Origin of the sequence: Cognatishimia sp. WU-CL00825, from assembly GCF_040364665.1 — a bacterium.
In the GTDB taxonomy this organism is placed as follows: Bacteria; Pseudomonadota; Alphaproteobacteria; order Rhodobacterales; family Rhodobacteraceae; genus Cognatishimia.
Map to the genome: position 1 here is coordinate 22452 of NZ_BAABWX010000009.1, position 18841 is coordinate 41292.

General features: G+C 51.5%; 15 protein-coding genes. 14 read left to right on the forward strand and 1 reads right to left on the reverse strand.

All coding sequences use genetic code 11. The features are described 5' to 3' along the window. Positions 1-14: 14 nt before the first annotated feature. From rhaS to ABXG94_RS17000, 8 genes are all read left to right on the forward strand, one after another. Complete coding sequence (gene rhaS, locus ABXG94_RS16965) at positions 15-1004, forward strand: rhamnose ABC transporter substrate-binding protein (protein ID WP_353536175.1); 990 nt, start codon at positions 15-17, stop codon at positions 1002-1004. A gap of 95 nt (positions 1005-1099) precedes the next feature. Further along, on the forward strand, positions 1100-2644 hold the full coding sequence (locus tag ABXG94_RS16970; RefSeq protein ID WP_353536176.1) for a sugar ABC transporter ATP-binding protein: 1545 nt from the start codon (positions 1100-1102) through the stop codon (positions 2642-2644). After that, the gene (locus ABXG94_RS16975; protein WP_353536177.1) at positions 2641-3618 is read left to right on the forward strand and encodes an ABC transporter permease; all 978 of its coding nucleotides are present in this window, start codon (positions 2641-2643) and stop codon (positions 3616-3618) included. Before ABXG94_RS16970 ends, ABXG94_RS16975 begins: the two co-directional genes overlap by 4 nt. Next, positions 3615-4610, forward strand: a complete 996-nt coding sequence (locus ABXG94_RS16980) for an ABC transporter permease (RefSeq protein ID WP_353536178.1) — start codon at positions 3615-3617, stop codon at positions 4608-4610. The genes ABXG94_RS16975 and ABXG94_RS16980 overlap by 4 nt, the downstream gene beginning before the upstream one ends. A gap of 15 nt (positions 4611-4625) precedes the next feature. Then, positions 4626-4940 carry an L-rhamnose mutarotase gene (gene rhaM / locus ABXG94_RS16985; protein ID WP_353536179.1) on the forward strand — a complete coding sequence of 105 codons (315 nt, stop codon included), beginning with the start codon at positions 4626-4628 and terminating at the stop codon, positions 4938-4940. Then, positions 4937-6313 carry an FGGY-family carbohydrate kinase gene (locus ABXG94_RS16990; protein ID WP_353536180.1) on the forward strand — a complete coding sequence of 459 codons (1377 nt, stop codon included), beginning with the start codon at positions 4937-4939 and terminating at the stop codon, positions 6311-6313. The genes rhaM and ABXG94_RS16990 overlap by 4 nt, the downstream gene beginning before the upstream one ends. Before the next feature lie 529 nt (positions 6314-6842). Next, positions 6843-7817: a LysR family transcriptional regulator gene (locus ABXG94_RS16995; protein ID WP_353536181.1), complete on the forward strand. Its 975-nt coding sequence runs from the start codon at positions 6843-6845 to the stop codon at positions 7815-7817. A 165-nt stretch (positions 7818-7982) separates the two neighbouring features. After that, entirely contained in the window at positions 7983-10418 is a 2436-nt protein-coding gene (locus tag ABXG94_RS17000) for a GcvT family protein (protein ID WP_353536182.1), read from the forward strand. A gap of 13 nt (positions 10419-10431) precedes the next feature. Here ABXG94_RS17000 and ABXG94_RS17005 read toward each other — a convergent pair whose 3' ends face one another. Continuing rightward, positions 10432-10899, reverse strand: coding sequence for an Lrp/AsnC family transcriptional regulator (locus ABXG94_RS17005; RefSeq protein WP_353536183.1), 468 nt, complete (start codon positions 10897-10899; stop codon positions 10432-10434). 164 nt (positions 10900-11063) lie between these two features. Here ABXG94_RS17005 and ABXG94_RS17010 point away from each other — a divergent pair, with 164 nt between their 5' ends. The 6 genes from ABXG94_RS17010 (at position 11064) to ABXG94_RS17035 (ending at position 18758) form a co-directional block, all read left to right on the forward strand. Continuing rightward, on the forward strand, positions 11064-12269 hold the full coding sequence (locus ABXG94_RS17010) for a methionine gamma-lyase (RefSeq protein WP_353536184.1): 1206 nt from the start codon (positions 11064-11066) through the stop codon (positions 12267-12269). A 158-nt stretch (positions 12270-12427) separates the two neighbouring features. Continuing rightward, positions 12428-14164: a sensor histidine kinase gene (locus ABXG94_RS17015; protein ID WP_353536185.1), complete on the forward strand. Its 1737-nt coding sequence runs from the start codon at positions 12428-12430 to the stop codon at positions 14162-14164. Further along, positions 14157-15497 (forward strand): sigma-54-dependent transcriptional regulator, encoded by a 1341-nt coding sequence (locus tag ABXG94_RS17020; protein ID WP_353536186.1) that lies wholly within the window; start codon positions 14157-14159, stop codon positions 15495-15497. The genes ABXG94_RS17015 and ABXG94_RS17020 overlap by 8 nt, the downstream gene beginning before the upstream one ends. Positions 15498-15632: 135 nt before the next feature. Then, entirely contained in the window at positions 15633-16643 is a 1011-nt protein-coding gene (gene dctP, locus ABXG94_RS17025; protein WP_353536187.1) for a TRAP transporter substrate-binding protein DctP, read from the forward strand. A 65-nt stretch (positions 16644-16708) separates the two neighbouring features. Then, positions 16709-17347 (forward strand): TRAP transporter small permease subunit, encoded by a 639-nt coding sequence (locus ABXG94_RS17030; RefSeq protein ID WP_353536188.1) that lies wholly within the window; start codon positions 16709-16711, stop codon positions 17345-17347. Between the two features lie 10 nt (positions 17348-17357). Further along, on the forward strand, positions 17358-18758 hold the full coding sequence (locus ABXG94_RS17035) for a TRAP transporter large permease (RefSeq protein WP_353536189.1): 1401 nt from the start codon (positions 17358-17360) through the stop codon (positions 18756-18758). Positions 18759-18841 lie beyond the last annotated feature (83 nt).

Genomic DNA, 18841 nt, shown 5'->3' on the forward strand with positions numbered 1-18841 from the left:
ATGGAGGAAACCCAATGAAAGTTGCAAAATATATGACATCCGTGGCGATTGCCGCGGGCCTGTTCGCCGGACCAGCGGCCGCTGAAGATATGCGGATCGCCTTGGTGGTAAAAGCGTTAGGTATTGGTTTCTTTGAAGCCGCTGCTGAAGGTGCTCAAGAAGCTGCAGACGAAATTGGCGGAGTGGAGATCATCTACACTGGCCCAACTGACACAACTGCAGAAGGCCAAATCGAGGTGATCAACTCTTTGATCGCGCAGAAGGTTGATGCGATTGCAGTTTCTGCAAACGACACAGATGCGCTTGTGCCAACATTGAAAAAAGCGATGCAGCGCGGCATCACAGTTGTGTCCTGGGACTCCGGTGTAGCGCAAGACGGTCGTCAGGCTCACCTGAACCCATCTTCCAACGCTTTGATCGGAAACATGATCATCAAACTGGCGGCGGATCACTTGCCAGATGGTGGCGAAGTGGCGGTTCTGTCCGCGACAACAACATCTACGAACCAGAATATCTGGATCGATGAAATGAACAAAGTGATGGGCAACTACGAGGGTATCGAAGTTGTTTCTACTGTTTACGGTGACGACCTTGCGGATAAGTCCTATCGCGAAGCAACCGGCCTAATGCAGTCTCATCCGGAGCTAGATGCAATCATCGCGCCAACATCCGTAGGTATCGTTGCTGCAGCTCAGGCAGTTGCTGACGCAGGTAAGATTGGTGAAGTTAATGTCACTGGCCTGGGGCTGCCATCTGAAATGGCCGGCGCAATTGAAAGCGGAGCATCCAAATCCTTCGCGATTTGGAATCCAATTGATCTTGGTTACTCTGCGACCATGTTGGCGCACCAACTGGCAACCGAAGCGGCCACCGCAGAGCCGGGCGCTGAAATTTCAATTGGCCGGATGGGTACGATCACTTTGGACGATACAAATGCGGCAGCCATGGCTGATCCGTTTGTTTACGATGCTAGCAACATCGATGCCTTTAAAGAGATCTTCTAAAGACCTCCTTAGTAGGAGGGGCGGGATGTCTAAGCGCTGCCCCTTCTGCGAAATTTGAAATGCCCGCTAGAGCCTTATTCTATAGGACCGCGCCCATGCAAACTCTCAAAACTCGATCCACAGAGTCAATTTCGCAAAACCCTGTACTTCAATTGGATCAGATCACCAAGACGTTTCCAGGCGTAAAGGCATTGGATGGCGTTCAGCTGTCGCTTTACCCTGGTCAAGTCACCGCGTTGATCGGTGAAAATGGTGCCGGAAAATCGACCGTCGTTAAAACCTTAACCGGCATTTATCAGCCTGATGGCGGTCAAATCCTGCTTGAAGGGGCAGGGGTTAAATTTGCCACGCCGCAAGATGCAGCGGATGCTGGTGTTACTGCGATCCACCAGGAAACGGTATTGTTCGACGAGCTCACGGTTGCCGAGAATATTTTCATTGGGCATGCGCCCAAAACCAAACTTGGCCTTATCAACAAAACGGCCATGTTTGAGCAAACGACAAAAATTCTTAATGACATCGGAGCAAAGATTGATTCGCGGGTGAAGTTGAAAGACCTCAGTATTGCGTCACGGCATTTGGTCGCCATCGCGCGCGCTTTGTCCGTTGATGCGCGTGTTGTTATCATGGACGAACCGACGGCGGCATTGAGCCAAACCGAAATCGAAGAACTCTATGAACTGGTTGATACGCTTAAGGCGCAAGGCAAAGCCATTTTGTTTATCTCCCACAAGTTCGACGAGATTTTCCGCATTGCAGACCGCTTCACAGTGTTCCGCGACGGACAATTTGTCGGCGAAGGTCATATTGCAGAAGTGCAGGAATCCGACCTCGTGAAAATGATGGTTGGCCGGGCTGTGGATCAGCTGTTTCCGAAACGGCATGCTGACATCGGAGAAACCGTTCTGACAGTTGAAAAATATTGCCACCCAACGGAATTTGAAGACATCAGTTTCTCTCTACGCAAGGGTGAGATCCTTGGCTTTTACGGGTTGGTTGGTGCCGGACGCTCAGAGTTTATGCAGTCTCTTATTGGCATAACGCGGCCTTCAAACGGCACTGTCAAATTGGACAATGAAATACAAGTCCTTCGCTCGCCAGCTGCGGCGATCGAAGCCGGTATTGTCTATGTGCCGGAAGATCGCGGCAAACAAGGCGCAATCACAGATATGCCAATTTTCCAGAACGTAACCCTACCGTCACTGAGTAAAACCTCTCGCAAAGGGTTCCTTCAGATGGCTGAAGAATTCGCGCTTTCGCGTGAGTATACTGAGCGCTTGGACCTGCGCGCCGCTTCGTTGGATACAAATGTCGGTGCCCTGTCTGGAGGAAACCAACAAAAGGTTGTCATCGCAAAATGGCTGGCCACCAAGCCGAAAGTAATTATTTTGGATGAACCCACCAAGGGGATCGATATTGGGTCCAAGGCAGCGGTTCACGATTTCATGTCTGAACTCGCGTCGGAAGGGTTGTCGGTCATTATGGTAAGTTCGGAAATACCCGAAATTCTTGGCATGTCTGATCGCGTCATTGTCATGCGAGAAGGACGCATGGTTGCAGAACTGGAAGGCAATGAAATGAATCCTGAATCTCTTGTGCGCCATGCGGTGGGGATTGCGCAAATGGAGAACGTGGCATGACCTATTTAAAATCCCGTGAAGCCTTGCTTTTTGGTGCGATCATCTTTCTGATGAGCCTTGTTGCTACCAGATTTCCAGGGTTCATTGCGCCGGATAATCTGGTTGCGGTCTTTACAGACACCTCACCCCTGATGATCCTTGCAATCGGTCAGATGGTTGTCATTTTGACTCGATGCATTGACCTTTCTGTTGCTGCCAATTTGGCGCTCACAGGTATGGTCTGTGCGATGATCAATGTCGCGATGCCGGATTTGCCAATCGGAGTGATCTTGGCCGTTTCCCTTGTCATGGGGGCGTTTCTGGGGGCCATCAATGGCATTCTCGTTTGGAAACTGAACATACCGCCAATTGTTGTGACCCTTGGCACGATGACGATTTTCCGTGGCATTATCTTTCTGCTGACTGAAGGCAAGTGGATCAATGCACATGAAATGAGCGCCCATTTCACCGCGTTCCCTAGGGCGTCTATCCTGGGAATGCCGATTTTGGGATGGTTTGGAATTGTTGTGGCTTTGGTAGCCGTCATTGCCATGGCGCGGACAACGCTAGGACGGTCCATCTATGCCGTCGGTGGCAACCCGCACGCGGCTGTTTACACAGGAATCAACGTTGGCCGGACGCAGTTCTACGCTTTTGTCATCTCGGGCATGTTGGCCGGTTTGGCAGGCTATCTGTGGATTGCCCGCTATGCGGTGGCTTATGTTGATATTGCTGGCGGGTTCGAGCTGGAGGTCGTCGCAGCCTGTGTGATTGGTGGGGTTTCCATCGCTGGCGGGGCGGGCACGGTTATCGGCACGCTGCTCGGAGCATTGTTCCTTGGAGTCGTTAAAAATGCATTGCCCGTCGTTGACATTTCACCGTTCTGGCAGCTCGCAATCTCAGGTGCAGCCATCATTATCGCCGTTGCATTTAATGCCCAATCTGGGCGGTCCAAAGGACGCGTCATTCTAAAATCTGCGGAGCATTCCCAATGAGCCTTGCTGAAGCCAATACCCGCCACATCCCGGACCGTCTCCGTTCTCCGTTGAAAAGCAAGCTGGTGAGCTGGGAAACCCTGCTTCTGGCCGTAGCCATCGGCGTTTTCACCTTCAATTCCCTTGCATCGCCCTACTTCTTGAATGCTTGGAACCTGTCAGATGCCACATTCAATTTTACCGAAAAAGCAATGATTGCCTTTGCTATGGCTCTGCTGATCATTGCCGGAGAAATCGATCTTTCCGTCGCCTCTATCATTGCCCTAGCATCTACTGCGATGGGGGTCGCAATGGAATTGGGGGCCGGTACCCCGGTTCTGGTATTGGTAGGTCTGGGAACGGGTTTGATTTGTGGCGCTTTCAATGGAGCTTTGGTGACCAAACTCGGATTGCCGTCCATTGTTGTGACGATCGGTACGATGAGTCTCTTTCGTGGGATAAGCTATATCATCCTTGGGGATGGCGCGTTTCGCGGTTACCCAAGTGACTTTTCCTGGTTTGGTCAGGGCTACGTCTTCTGGGTGATTTCCGTCGAATTTGTGATCTTTGTCATTCTTGCGATCTTCTTCGGCGTTCTGCTTCACAAAACCAATTTTGGTCGCTCTGTTTATGCGATTGGCAACAACCCAACTGGGGCGCTGTTTTCGGGCATACGCGTGGATCGGGTTAAAATGCTTCTATTCCTTATGACAGGTCTGATGGCAGGTCTTGCGGCGGTTTGCCTGACGTCTCGTCTGGGTTCGACCCGCCCTTCCATTGCCACTGGTATGGAGCTGGAAGTTGTCACGATGGTGGTTCTGGGCGGTGTTAATATTCTTGGGGGATCAGGCTCTATTCCCGGTGTTGTCATTGCAGCCTTTGTCATGGGCTTGGTCACCTTTGGCCTTGGTCTGCTGAATGTTCCGGGGATCGTTATGTCAATCTTCATTGGCTTGTTGTTAATCGGCGTCATCGCATTGCCGCGCCTTTGGGCAATGTGGCGCAAGTCCTAAGTGGGAGCGATACAGATGGAAAAATACACGTTTTGTATGCAGCTGAAACCGGGCCGGATGGAAGAATACCGCCAGCGGCACGACGAAATTTGGCCGGAATTGGTGGAGCTTCTCAAAGAGACTGGGATCGAGGATTATTCTATTCACTTCCATCCCACCACAAATCAGCTTTTTGGTGTCCTGCTGAGGACGTCAAACCACTCAATGGCCGCGTTGCCTGAGCACCCGGTGATGAAAGCATGGTGGGTCCATATGGCGGATTTGATGGAATGCAACGCCGATAAAAGTCCAGTGGTCCAAGACCTTACTCAAGTGTTTTATTTGCCATGACCGCTGTTCCAAAGTATTCCAATATCGCGGTCATTGATATTGGCAAGACCAATGCAAAACTCGCACTGGTCGATGCCGAGAGAATGATTGAAATCGCTGTTGTAACGCGGCCCAACAGAATTTTGAACCAAGATCCATATCCGCAGTTTGACCTGGAAGGGCACTGGGATTTTTTGGTAGAAAACCTTGCAAAGTTCCAAGCCAGCCAGGGCGTGGATGCGATCTCCGTCACGACTCATGGCGCATCCGTTGTATTGCTCGACAAGGACGGAGAATTGGTAACGCCCATGCTCGACTATGAGCACGCGGCACCAGATGTACTGGCAGAAGACTACAACCGTCTGCGTCCGTCGTTTGACGAAACTGGCTCTCCGCGGTTGAGCGGCGGTCTCAATGTTGGAGCACAGCTGCACTGGTTGTTTCACTGTGATGTCGATCTACTAGATAAAACCGAACACATCATCACCTACCCGCAGTATTGGGGCTATAAGCTAACCGGTCATCTTGCCTGCGATGTGACCTCCTTAGGGTGCCATACCGATCTTTGGAACCCAATCTTGGGAGAGCCCTCTTCGCTGGTCAAAAAACTGGGGATCGAAGACAAGCTGGCGCCGGCGCGAATGTCGTCTGATGTTCTTGGAACTGTGACCCAAGAGGTTTCTGATCAAACTGGGATTCCAACGACGGTTCCGGTTGTGTGTGGTATCCATGACAGCAACGCCTCCTTGGTGCCTTATCTCAAAGGCGAAGCGCGGCCTAATTCTGTCGTGTCCACTGGCACATGGGTCATCTGTATGTCGCTGAACGATGGCCATGTGCGCTTGGATCCAACCAAAGATTGTCTGGTGAACGTCAACGCAGTTGGGAATGCCGTGTCTTCAGCGCGATTCATGGGGGGACGCGAATTTGAACTGGTGACGGAGGGGGTATTTGAACCACCAGCTCCAGAGGATCGGCGGGCCGTGTTGCAACAGGGGATCATGCTTCAACCCGCTGTGGTTGCGGAGAGCGGCCCTTTTGCCGGGAAGTCTGGCGGGTGGAACAAGCAACCGCAAACAGTTGGTGAAAGAAACTATGCACTTTCGCTTTATTTGGCTTTGATGACCAATCATTGTTTGGACCTGGCTGGTGCAAATGATCCGGTTGTTGTTGAAGGGCCATTTGCGCAAAATTGCGACTACATTGAGACACTTGCCGCGCTTCGTGCCAAACCAGTTCACCTTTCAGATTCAGCGACCGGAACAAGTATCGGTGCGGCTATGTTGCTGCAGTCGTCAGACTCTCAGGTGTCTTTGAGATCATGTCCTGCAAGAAACGATCAAGACCTCCAAAAGTATTGCCAAAACTGGAAAGCGCTGACGTCTGAGAAATAGGCGTTCTGCAGGTAGGGCAAAGTTTCAACGGTATTGTCGCAGAGTTTTCCGGTTTCTTGCTGCGAGTTGAAGCTTTGCGCATTGTGAGCCCCTAGCGGTATGACAGCAGTAGCACGGCGTAACGCGAGCGGAATATTGCCTGAACTCAAACAAAAATCCAATAAGCTTAGCCGCAGAAATAGTAACGATTAACAGCGACTCGATTGTTGCTCTACGGGATCGACACGGGTACTTCGACGAAGAACACAAATGCGGCGGGACGTGCATCGTATTTGATCCGGATTCAACATAATATTGATTATGCGCTACATCCTCGTATTAAGGAGCGCGCTACCCTCGAAGGCAATAGGAATCGCGGTTCAAGTATCGCTCACACTGAAGTTCGATTTTGATATCTTGCCTAAAAGGTACTGAATCGTGTGGGCGCAGTTGTAGAATTCGTTGATTGCCTTATTGCTTTGGTTGAGCAACAATAATCTTACTAATAGATCTGAACAATGATCGCATAATTTGCGAACGAAAGAGACCAATGGCGCGTCCCTCGGCTCCCAAAGACCTTAGCCTCAAATGGTTAGAGCTCTTCCAGATCTGCGCTCAACGCGGATCGCTGCAAGCGGCATCCGAAGAAACTGGACTGACGATAAGTACTGTTTCCCACCATCTGCGTAATCTTGAAGAGAATTTGGGCGTTGAACTGTTCAATCATACGCGCAGACCGATGGTTTTGACTCCCAAAGGGCAAGCTTTTCTAAGAAATATCGATGGCGCCCTGTTCGCCATTCGAAAAGCAAAAGCAGAGGCTTCCGCCGGGAATGTTGCTGAAGCGCGCTCTTTGCGGATTGGCACCATCGAGGATTTTGACAGCGATATCATTCCGGAGCTGGCTGTATTCTTGTCTGCTCGCATGTCTTCCTGCGAATTTCTGTATCACACAAATTCGAGTCACAAGATTATCGAAATGCTGCGCAATCGGAAACTGGATTTGGGTATTTCAACGACGCCTGATGATAAGTTGCGCGACCTGCAAATCCGCCCATTGCTGCGCGACCCCTTTGTTGTTGTGCTGCCGCGAGTGCCCCAACATTCGCTGACCGATATCGTCGACGGAAAAACAAAACTACCATTCTTACGCTTTTCAAATAACTTGATCATTGCCCGTCAGATAGAATCGCAAATGCGGCGATTGGGATTATCGTCATCCTCTAGCTTTGAGTGCAGCAATAATCAGACACTCATGGCGATGGTGGCCGCAGGTGCGGGATGGACCATAACTACCCCATTGTTATTTTCACGGGCCAAGCGGTTTCAGCCAAAACTGAAAATGCACAGTTTCCCTGGTAAACGTTTTTCACGCACCTTGGCCCTTGTCGCAACACCAGATTGCGCTAGCTCGGTGTTGGAATTGGTTGACAGAAAAATGCGAAATTTGCTCAACGAACACGCTATCTTTCCACTGCACCAGAGCAGTCCTTGGCTGGCGCAGAGTTTTAATCTGGTTAACTGAGATGGTCTATTTAGTTGAATTTTTCTTAACTCGATAAAACTCTCTCAGTCCTTAATTCGATTTTTTGATAAAATAAGTTTAATAAAATAGGAATACTGGCGGTATCATTGCCAACTGTCGCGAAATGCGGGTGTATCTTAGTCAAATGTCCTCGGAGACCCGGCTATGAAATCTCGAACCAAAGTAGTTGTCATTGGTGGCGGCATCGCTGGATGCTCCACGCTCTATCACCTGACCCAAGAAGGTTGGAGCGATGTTGTACTTGTCGAACGCAACGAATTGACCAGCGGGACAACCTGGCATTCAGCCGCGCAGGTGACGAATTTTGGCATGAATCAAACCATGGTTGGGCTCAAATCACACTCGATCAAACTTTATAAAGCGCTCTCCGAAAATCCAGAATACCCAATCAACTATCACCACGCTGATGGTGGCATTCGCTTGGCAAATACTGAAGCACAGATGCAAGGATATCGTCATTTCACATCAATGGCGCGTGGTATGGGCGTTGAGCTTGAGGTGATTGACGCCGCGGAATGCGCGCGCCGGCATCCGCTTATTTCAACATCCAATTTGGCTGGTGGTCTTTGGGACCCGCTTGACGGAGACATTGATCCGGCCCAACTGTGTCAGGCATTGGCGTATCATGCTCGCAAAGCTGGGGCCGAAGTCTATCGCAATACTCCGGTCACCGCGCTTATTCAGCACAAGGATGACACTTGGACGGTGCAAACCGAACACGGTGAAATTGATTGTGACATCGTCGTTAACGCAGGAGGATATCGCGTCAACGAAGTTGGTGCGATGATGGGGGTGCATCATCCAGTGGCCTCAATGGAACATCAATATTTCTTAACCGAAGACATCCCCCAGATCGCTCATGCCGGTCACCGCATGCCTTTATTGCGTTGCCCGATTTCAGACTACTACTGCCGCCAAGAAAAGGGCGGCCTGCTGGTTGGTTTCTATGAACAGGATTGCAAGACTTGGGGCATGGACGGGATTGATCCGAATTTCGTAAATGCGTTGTGCCCGGACGATCTGGACCGTGTCATGAACGTCATGGAAGGAGCGTTTGAGCGCATGCCCGCTCTGGCTGAAACTGGCATTCGGTCAATTGTGAACGGTCCCATCACCTACACCATCGATGGCGCGCCGCTTGTTGGCCCGATTCCCGGCAAACGCAACGCCTTTTGCATTATCGGTTTACGTGCTGGCTTAGGAGAAGGTGGCGGTCACGGCTGGTTACTGGCTCAACAAATTGTACATGGCGAAGCACAATATGACACTTGGTGCATCGACCCGCGACGGTTCGCTACCCACACAAATGTAGAATTGACCGCGCTGAAAGCCATCGAAGATTACCAAAACGAATTCCGATTTCATTTCCCACACGAACATCGCCCTGCGGGTCGCCCTGCCAAGACCACACCCCTTACACCAATCCTAGCTGCCCAAGGGGCTGCGTTCGCCGTGGTAAATGGTTGGGAACGCATGGATTACATCAAGCCTAATTCAGATTTTCATCCCGAACTTGGTTTTGACTTTGACGAGACCTTTGATCTTGTGCGGGCAGAGGTTCAAAACGTGCAGCAAAATGTGGGCCTTTGCGAAGTTAATGGGTTCAACCGCATCGAGATAACCGGCTCAGACCGCCATGCCTTTCTTGAGCGAATGTTCTGTGGAGCAGTGACCAAGCGCGAGGGGCGCGTCGGCCTAGGCTATATGTTGAACGCTCAAGGCATGGTCAAAGGCGAGGCTACATTCGCCAATTTGCCTGCCAGTGACCGCGGTCCAGAGCGCGTTTGGTTTGGGTCGGCCGCTGCGGCCGAATTGCATGACATGGATTGGCTTCAACAGAATTTGCTTGACGACGAGGATGTGCAGATAAAATCATTGACCAACGATCAAACCATTCTGGTTCTTGCCGGCCCAAAGGCCCGCAAAGTCTTATCTGCTTGTGCTCGTGGCGACTGGTCCAAAACTGCCTTCCCCTGGCTCAGCGCCCGTGAATGCATATTGGGATTTGCGCCAGCAACGGTTCTCGGCGTCAGTTTTTCAGGTGAATTGGCCTATGAAATTCATGTACCAAATGCATCACTTTATGCGGTTTATCTCGCATTGCGTGCGGCCGGCGACGCTCATGGAATGAAATTGTTCGGTGCCCGTGCCGTAGACTCCATGCGCATGGAAAAAGGGTTTCTGCATTGGAAAGCTGATTTGCTGACAGAATTTGACCCGTTGGAAACCGGCTTAGCTCGATTTGTCAAACTGGACAAAGGTGATTTTGTGGGCAAAGAGGCGTTGCTGCGCCGTCAGGCCAAAGGCGAGAACAGAAAGCTTGTTACGTTGAAGATCGCTGCAAATAATGCGCCCGCCCAAGGGGGTGCTTCGCTGATGCATGCAAACAAAGTTGTTGGCACGGTCACATCCGGCGACTGGGGCCATCGTATTGACATGAACCTGGCCTATGCATTTGTAGAACCAGAATTTGCAGCCACAGGGAGCGAAATGCAACTGGATATGTTTGGCGATTTGGTTCCGGCAACAGTTATTGCAGCGTCACCCTATGATCCTAGTTTTTCTCGTATGCGTGGCTAAACACTGGGCTTATTCAGACCGCTGGGTAAACTGGAGCGCTTTTGACAACATCATAAGAGATGCTGCTGTCTATCGAAGCGATACCACCAACGGTGTGTAATTTGTTGCGGACAAAGCCGTTGTAACCGTCGAGATCTGCCACCAAGACATGCAGCAAGTAATCTTGGGTGCCGGTCAGCAAATAACAGGCTTGAACTTCGTCCATCGACTGAATGCGGTGTTCGAAGTTTTCGACGCATGTCTTTGTGTGAGATTCAAGCTTGATCGAAATAAAGGCGAGGAGAGAAAGACCATATTGTTTGGCATCTATATCTGCGCGAAATCCGCGAATGACGCCGGACTTCTCCAACAACCTGAGGCGGCGTAGACAGGGTGTCGCTGACAGACTTACGGCATCGGCAAGCTTTTGGTTGGAAATGCGCCCGTCTTTTTGCAGCACGCGTAGAATCTGCCGGTCCTTAGAGTCCAATTTGCGCGTCATCTTGATTTCACCCCCCCCCGGCTAGCAAACTTCGTATTAGCGTAATCATCTAATAATTTGTCAAATTATAGCATATTTGTCCAATAGAGTGATTGTTTCTAGGCGATTTTAAACAATACGTACATCTAAGTTGTGTCATTCTTTTAATAACAAAGGAGAAGACGATGTCCGACGCAATTCAAGATTTTTCAACGCGTGCCATTCATTTTGGGTATGATCCTCAGGCCAATCAGGGCGCGCTTGCGCCTCCTTTGCATATGACATCTACTTTTTTATTTGAAACTGCAGAAGCTGGTGGCGAAATGTTTGCGGGTGAACGCGCGGGCCATTTTTATACCCGCATTTCCAATCCAACAAACGACCTGCTAGAGCAGCGCATCGCCAGCTTGGAAGGGGCCGAAGCGGGGCTTGCTTTGGCCTCTGGCATGGGGGCAATTTCCTCAACTTTGTGGACCCTGCTGTCCCCTGGCGATGAATTGATCGTCGATAAAACACTATACGGCTGCACATTTTCGTTCATGCAGCATGGGTTGCAAAAATTTGGTATCAAAATCACCCCTATTGATCTGACAGAGGCCACAAATCTTGAGTCCGTGATCAGCGACCGTTGCAAAGTCGTGTATTTTGAAACCCCAGCAAATCCAAATATGCGCTTGGTGGACATTGCAGCCGTTTCTGCAATTGCCAAACGCCATGCAGCCACTGTTGTCGTTGATAACACCTATGCCACACCTTATTTGACGCGACCCATCGCATTTGGGGCAGACATTGTTTTGCATTCAGCGACCAAGTATTTGGGTGGTCACGGCGATTTGGTGGCAGGGTTGGTCGTCGGCCGTGCTGACATGGTTCAAGAAATTCGCCTCTTTGGTATGAAAGATATGACCGGTGCAGTGATCTCTCCGTTTAATGCCATGTTGGTGCTGCGCGGTATAAAGACCTTAGCCTTGCGCATGGAGCGTCATTGTCAGAGTGCACTTCATGTCGCGCAGGCGCTTGAAGCGCATCACAGCGTTGAAAAAGTGTATTTCCCGGGCTTGGAAAGTTTTGAACAACATGATTTGGCGCGGCGCCAAATGTCTGATTTTGGCGGTATGATTGCCTTTGAATTGTCGGGGGGGCTGGACGCGGGGCGCACCATGATGAACCGTTTGAATATGATTGGTCGTGCGGTGTCGCTTGGCGATGCAGAGACACTTATTCAGCATCCAGCCAGCATGACTCATTCAACCTATACACCAGAAGAACGGGCCGAACATGGGATCAGCGACGGGCTCATTCGCTTGTCTGTGGGGCTTGAGGGGCTGGGCGATATTTTGGCAGATTTGGAAAATGCCCTGCCGCCGCGACATGCGGTTGCTGTGGAATAATGTCGCAAAGACACCTCTTAACTTAGTGCTTTAGCCTAACTGCACTGCACCCAAACTTTGGGTGCAGTTTCGTTTTGACCTTTGCCCGAACACGTGGATAACTGTAACGTCACCGCGCCTCTGCGCGCAGACAATGACAATACAGATTGGAAGCCTAGATGCGCTATAGCCGCCGCGCCCTTGCGTTTTTGACCGTTTTGGCCGCTGCTATCGGTATTTTCTGGCTGTCATTCAACTATTTTCTATCCGAAGAGCAAGCCAAGGCGCAGGGCCGATTGTCTTTGTATCGCAGTACAGTTGTGGCAGAACTGGATCGGTTCTCACATCTGACCTATATTTTGGCACGCGACCCCTATGTCGTGGCCACTGCAGAAGGTGCATCCACCGATCTGCTTGATGTCCGCCTATCGGCCTTTGCTGATCAGGCCGGATTAGATGCGATTTATCTGATGCAACCAGATGGGGTGACCATTTCGGCGTCAAACGCAAGGACCAATGGCAGTTTTGTGGGCCACAATTATTCTTTTCGTCCCTATTTTCAGGATGCTTCCGCCGGGGCTCAAGGGCGGTTTTATGGGATTGGAACCACAACCGGTCTTCCTGGTTACTTTATCGCCGATGCTGTGCGGGACCCTCAGAACCAGATTGCGGGTGTCATAGCAATCAAACTTGATCTCTCCAAACTCGAAGAAAGCTGGCGCGTTGCCGGCGAGCAAGTTCTGCTGACCAACAAAGATGGTGTGGTGCTTTTGGCCTCAAACCCCGCTGTTAGATATCAAGTTCTGTCACCCCTAACGGACACGCAACGCGCAGACATCGACAAAGCGCGGCAGTTTACCGGTCAAGCGCTGTTGCCTTTGGATTGGTCGCAAACTGGTGATGGGACCGCGACCATTGATGCAAAAGAACGTATGTATTTGAGGGCCGGTGACCTGCCACATGATTGGCAATTGCACTATTTTGCCGATCAGACTCAGGTGCGCACCCGCAGCTGGCTGGTGACCGGGCTTTTCACGATCTTGGCCTCTGCGGTGCTGATATTCACACAATTTCGCAAAACCCGGCAAATTGGGGCCGCCCTAAGGCGATCAGAAGCAGAAGAAGCGCAACTACGGCAGGCCAACGAACGTTTGGCAGTGGAAATCGAAGACCGGCGTACAGCAGAGCGGCGTTTGAAACGCACGCAGGACGAGTTGGAGCGCGCCGGACGTCTGGCCGCTTTGGGGCAGCTGTCTGCCTCGGTGACTCATGAACTCGGGCAACCAATCGCAGCGATGCGCAATCATCTGGCCGCGGCAGAAATGAGCCCAACAGGCCCCAAACGGTTGATGCCCCGACTGGCAGATTTGGTGGACCGCATGGAAGGTATCACGCGGCAGCTCAAATTTTTTGCACGCACCGAAGGTAACGGGTTTTCCCAAGTGGATCTGCGTCAGGCAATGCAAGCCTCACTCGCCCTGGTCGAGCCAAACTTGACGACCAGCGAGACAACGCTGGACTTAGAACAGCCTGACGCGCCTGTTCTGGTTTTTGGTGACAAATTACGTCTGGAACAAGTCCTGACCAACCTGCTGCGCAATGCGATTGATGCGATGCAAGACGAAGACCCGCGTCATATGCGCATTGCGATTGGCAGCTTCGATGGCATGGGCTGGTGTCGCATTCAAGACGAAGGTCACGGGCTTGGCGACGCAACCCTAACTGACCTACAAGAACCCTTTGTGACGACCCGCGAAAGTGGGCATGGTATGGGTTTGGGATTGGCCATTTCTACCAATATCGTGGCAGAACACCACGGCAGATTAAGCGCACAGAACGGGCCAAGCGGTGGCGCGGAGTTTCGGGTTGAAATACCTTTGTACAAACCCAGCGAAGATAGGGATTTCCATGAGTGAACCTGCAAGCCAAAGCATTCTGTTGGTCGAAGACGATAGGTCAATGCGGACGTCGCTAATCGAATTGCTAGAGGCAGCCGGGTGGCGGGTTCAGGCTTTGTCTCGAGCAGAAAAAGTAGCAGATCGCTTGGTCGAATTTCAACCTGACGTGATCTTGTCAGATGTGCGCATGCCCGGCATGTCGGGGTTGGAATTGCTGGAATCGCTTACACCAGACATTTCACCACCGTTGGTTCTTATTTCTGCGCATGGCGACATTCAAATGGCGGTGCAGGCCATCAAAGATGGGGCCTATGGCTTTGTCGAAAAACCTTATGAACCGCGGCGGCTATTGAACATACTTAAACATGCCGCCGACCAAAGCCAAATGCGCCGAACGTCTGAGCGCCTAAAGGGACGATTGCTGCAATTGTCCGGTTTGGACCGCATCCTGTTGGGAGAAAGCAAAAGTATCAAAGCTCTGCGCGAAGACATTCTTGATCTGGTCGAAACTGAAGCTCCGGTGTTTTTGCAAGGCGAGACGGGCACAGGAAAAGAACTCGTGGCGCGCGCGTTACACGATCTTGGCCCCAATCCCGACAGTCCGTTTCTGGCACTCAACTGCGCGGCGTTAACAGCTGAGACTTTCGAGACAGAGATGTTTGGTGCCCAAGGTGGGCAAGACGGGCGTCTGTTATCCGTAGATGGCGGCACGTTATTTCTGGACGAAATCAGCAGTTGCCCCTTGCCGGTTCAAGCCCAATTGTTGCGGGTGATCGAAGACAAACAAATCCTGCCACTCGGGGCCACCAAGCCCCTACCCCTGCAATTTCGGGTGATTTCCGCAACCAACGAAAACGTAGAGAAGGCAGTGGCCGAAGGACGGTTGCGGTCCGATTTGCTATTCCGACTCAACACGTTTGCCTGCACTCTGCCAACCCTGCGCGAGCGCCGCGAAGATCTGATCTTATTGACAACTTATTTTCTTGCAGAATTTGCCACGCTTTATGAAACAGCAGCGCCCGAATTAACCCAAGACGATATTGCGGCATTGATAGCCCACGATTGGCCCGGAAATGTACGCGAACTTCGCAACGTTGCAGAGCGTCGTTTGTTGTCTGCACGGCGGGGTTCTGGGTCTATGGCTCAGGCCTTACAAACGGACCATTCGCTCGACGATGTTCCGGTGACACTGCGCGAAGCCGTGGCTGCGTTTGAACGCGAATTGATCGCCAAAGCTATCAAAGCCAATGAGGGGCGCATGGATGCCGTCGCCGAAGCTTTGGGAATTGGTCGCCGTACCCTGAACGAAAAAATCGTTAAATTGGGTCTGGATAAAGGCGCTTTATTATAGGTCAAAAGGGGGGCTAGAACCGCCTTGCGGATTTCCGCATAGGCTTCCAATTACCGCATGCGTTTTTCTTCATAGGCAGGTTCATCGCAATAACTCATGCTGTGGCCAGACTGCATGCACATTTGGGAGGTTCACATGCGCAATCTTTTTGGAAAAACGGCTGTAACAGCTTTGGCGATCGCTTTTGCAGGCGAAGCCATGGCGACAGAATGGAATGTTTCTTTATGGGGTAAGCGCCGCGCGTTTACAGAGCACGTAGAGAAACTCGCCGAGTTGGTCAGCGCAAAAACCAACGGCGAATTTACTCTGAATATCAGCTACGGCGGCCTGTCTAAGAACCGCGAAAACCTTGACGGAATTTCCATCGGCGCGTTTGAAATGGCGCAATTTTGTGCCGGTTATCACCGTGACAAGAACCCATCAATCACTGTCCTAGAGCTGCCTTTCCTTGGTGTTTCTTCGCTAGAACAAGAGGTTGAGTTGTCGATGGCGGTGTATAACCACCCTGCGGTACAAAAGGACCTTGGGCGTTGGAACGCAACACTGCTGATGCCGTCACCTTTGCCACAATATAACTTGGTTGGGGTTGGCGATGCACCTGCAACTTTGGCTGATTTCGAAGGCCTAAGCGTGCGCGCAACAGGTGGTATCGGGGCTGCGATGAAGACCGTTGGCGCCGTTCCAACATCGATGTCCGCAACAGAAGTTCGTCAGGCGATGGACAGTGGTGTAGTCAAAGCTGTCAGCTTTGCACCTCACGCACATATGTCTTTTGGCACAATCGAAAACGGCAAATGGTGGACCACAAACCTGAACCCAGGCACTGTGAACTGCCCAGTTGTGGCGAACACCGATGCATTGGCTGATTTGTCTGACGCCCATCGTGATGCCCTGTTGGGATCGATCGACGAAGCGCTGGATCATTATGTGGACAGCTATAATAACAAAACGATGTCTGCCTGGGGCCCTGCCCTAGAAGAACGCGGCATCATGGAAGTGACCTTTGCAGACGGGGAAATTGCTGCTTTCAAAGATGCTGCCGCAGCCCCAGCCGCAAGCGCTTGGATCGAGGAAAACACCTCGCGTGGGCTGCCAGCCCAAGAGCTGTATGACCTTGTGACCGGCATGATCGCAAAAGGCATGTAATCTGAAACTGATCTCTGGCGACATGTTTGCCAGAGATCTTCCCTTTCCCATGAAAGGAGATCGCCATGGCTGGCGCATCTTTGGTTTTATCGGACGACAGCACCCTGTCCCGCATCGACCAATCCCTTAATAAATTCGAAAAAATTCTGGCTCTTCTCAGTGGTCTGGCGGTGTTTTCGCTTATGGTTTTGGCGGTGTTCTCTGTCAGCGGCCGAAACTTTCTGAACCAACCCCTGCCCGGTTATGTGGACTGGATCGAACAGGCAATGCCGCTGATCGCCTTTATGGGCATCTCATTTACGCAGCGCGATGGTGGGCACATTCGCATGGATATGCTGGTCGGAAAACTGCGCGGCCGCCTGCTGTATGTGGCTGAATTCTTTACGACTTTTGCGGTCCTTGTACTTATGATCCTATTGGTTTGGGGCACCTGGGCGCATTTCCAGCGCAGTTTCGACTTTGCCGCACCGATGTGGAGCCGCGACAGTTCCATGGATATCGCTCTGCCTATTTGGCCTGCTAAGTTGTTGGCACCAATCGCCTTTTCGGTCCTGTGTATTCGGCTGGTCTTACAGCTTTGGGGATATGCACGGGCATTTGCAGAAAACACAGACACACCCGTTGCGGTGCCTTTGATTGCAGATGCTGCAACGCAGGCCGCAATGGAGGCCGAGCACGTCTCGGGCCTTGAGTCAGAGAAGTAAGGTAATAATCATGGAACCTATTGAAATTGGCCTGATTGTCTCTGGCGGAATGTTGGTGATGGTCGTGCTGGGTATGCGTGTTGCTTTTGCGGCGGGTTTGGCAGGTATGATTGGCTTGATTTGGATCTTTTGGTCCAAAAAAGGCTATGATCCAGAAGACTTTAGCTGGGCTTTGACCGTCGCGGTAAAAACCGCAGGGCAAGTCCCACACTCCAAAATTTCGTCTCAGGCCCTCAGCCTGATTCCGACATTTATTCTAATCGGCTATCTGGCTTATTACGCTGGCCTCACCAAAGCGCTGTTTGAAGCAGCCAAACGTTGGTTGGCCTGGGTGCCCGGTGGCCTGGCTGTATCCACCGTCTTTGCGACCGCAGGTTTTGCTGCAGTTTCAGGGGCTTCGGTGGCAACCTCCGCGGTCTTTGCGAGGATCGCGATCCCTGAAATGTTAAAAATTGGCTATGATAAACGGTTTGCAGCAGGGGTGGTCGCTGCGGGGGGGACGCTTGCATCTTTGATCCCTCCCTCAGCGATCCTGGTAATATATGCCATCATTGTGGAACAGGACGTGGGTAAATTGCTGCTGGCGGGCTTTATTCCTGGGGCGTTTTCAGCCTTGGTCTATGGCTTGCTAATTATCGGGTTGGCACTGTCAATCAAGGGCTTTGGGCCGCCAGTCTCTGGCTTTACGTGGCGTGAAAGGTTCGCATCTTTGCCGCCTGCGCTGCCCATCCTGTTTGTTGTCGCGACGATTATTCTGTTTGTTTACAACCCTTTCGGCGGAGACGCTTGGGGGACGCCAACAGAGGGTGGCGCGATTGGGGCCTTTGTGGTCTTTCTGATGGCGCTGTATCAAGGCATGCGTTGGTCACAGCTGAAAGATGCTTTGCTGGAGACCGCAAAACTGGCCGTGATGATCTTTACTATCATCTGGGGTGTGTTGATTTACGTGCGTTTTTTGGGCTTTGCCCAGTTGCCAGCCGCGTTTTCAGACTGGATCACCAGCCTAACAATGTCGCCCATGCTGATCTTGGTGTGCATCCTGTTGGCCTATGCGGTCTTGGGCATGTTCATGGACGCGATCGGTATGCTTTTGCTAACGTTGCCAGTGGTTTACCCAGCTGTGATGGCTTTGAACGGTGGTGAAACCGTGGCCGCCATAGACAGCTCATTTGGCATGAGTGGCCCGATGTGTGCCATTTGGTTTGGGATTTTGGTGGTGAAAATGGCAGAGTTCTGTCTGATCACACCGCCAATTGGCCTGAACTGTTTTGTGGTTGCTGGCGTGCGTGATGACCTGAGCGTGCAAGATGTGTTTAAGGGCGTGACGCCGTTCTTTATCGCTGATGCAATCACCATCGCTTTGCTTGTGGCCTTCCCGCAGATTGTGCTGTGGTTGCCATCTTTGGCCTAAGAGCGCTCGGCGCTTTAATGTCTGGCTAATTGTACAATTTGTACGTTTCAGCCGCTGAATTGTACGATTCGAAAGGCCCCTGA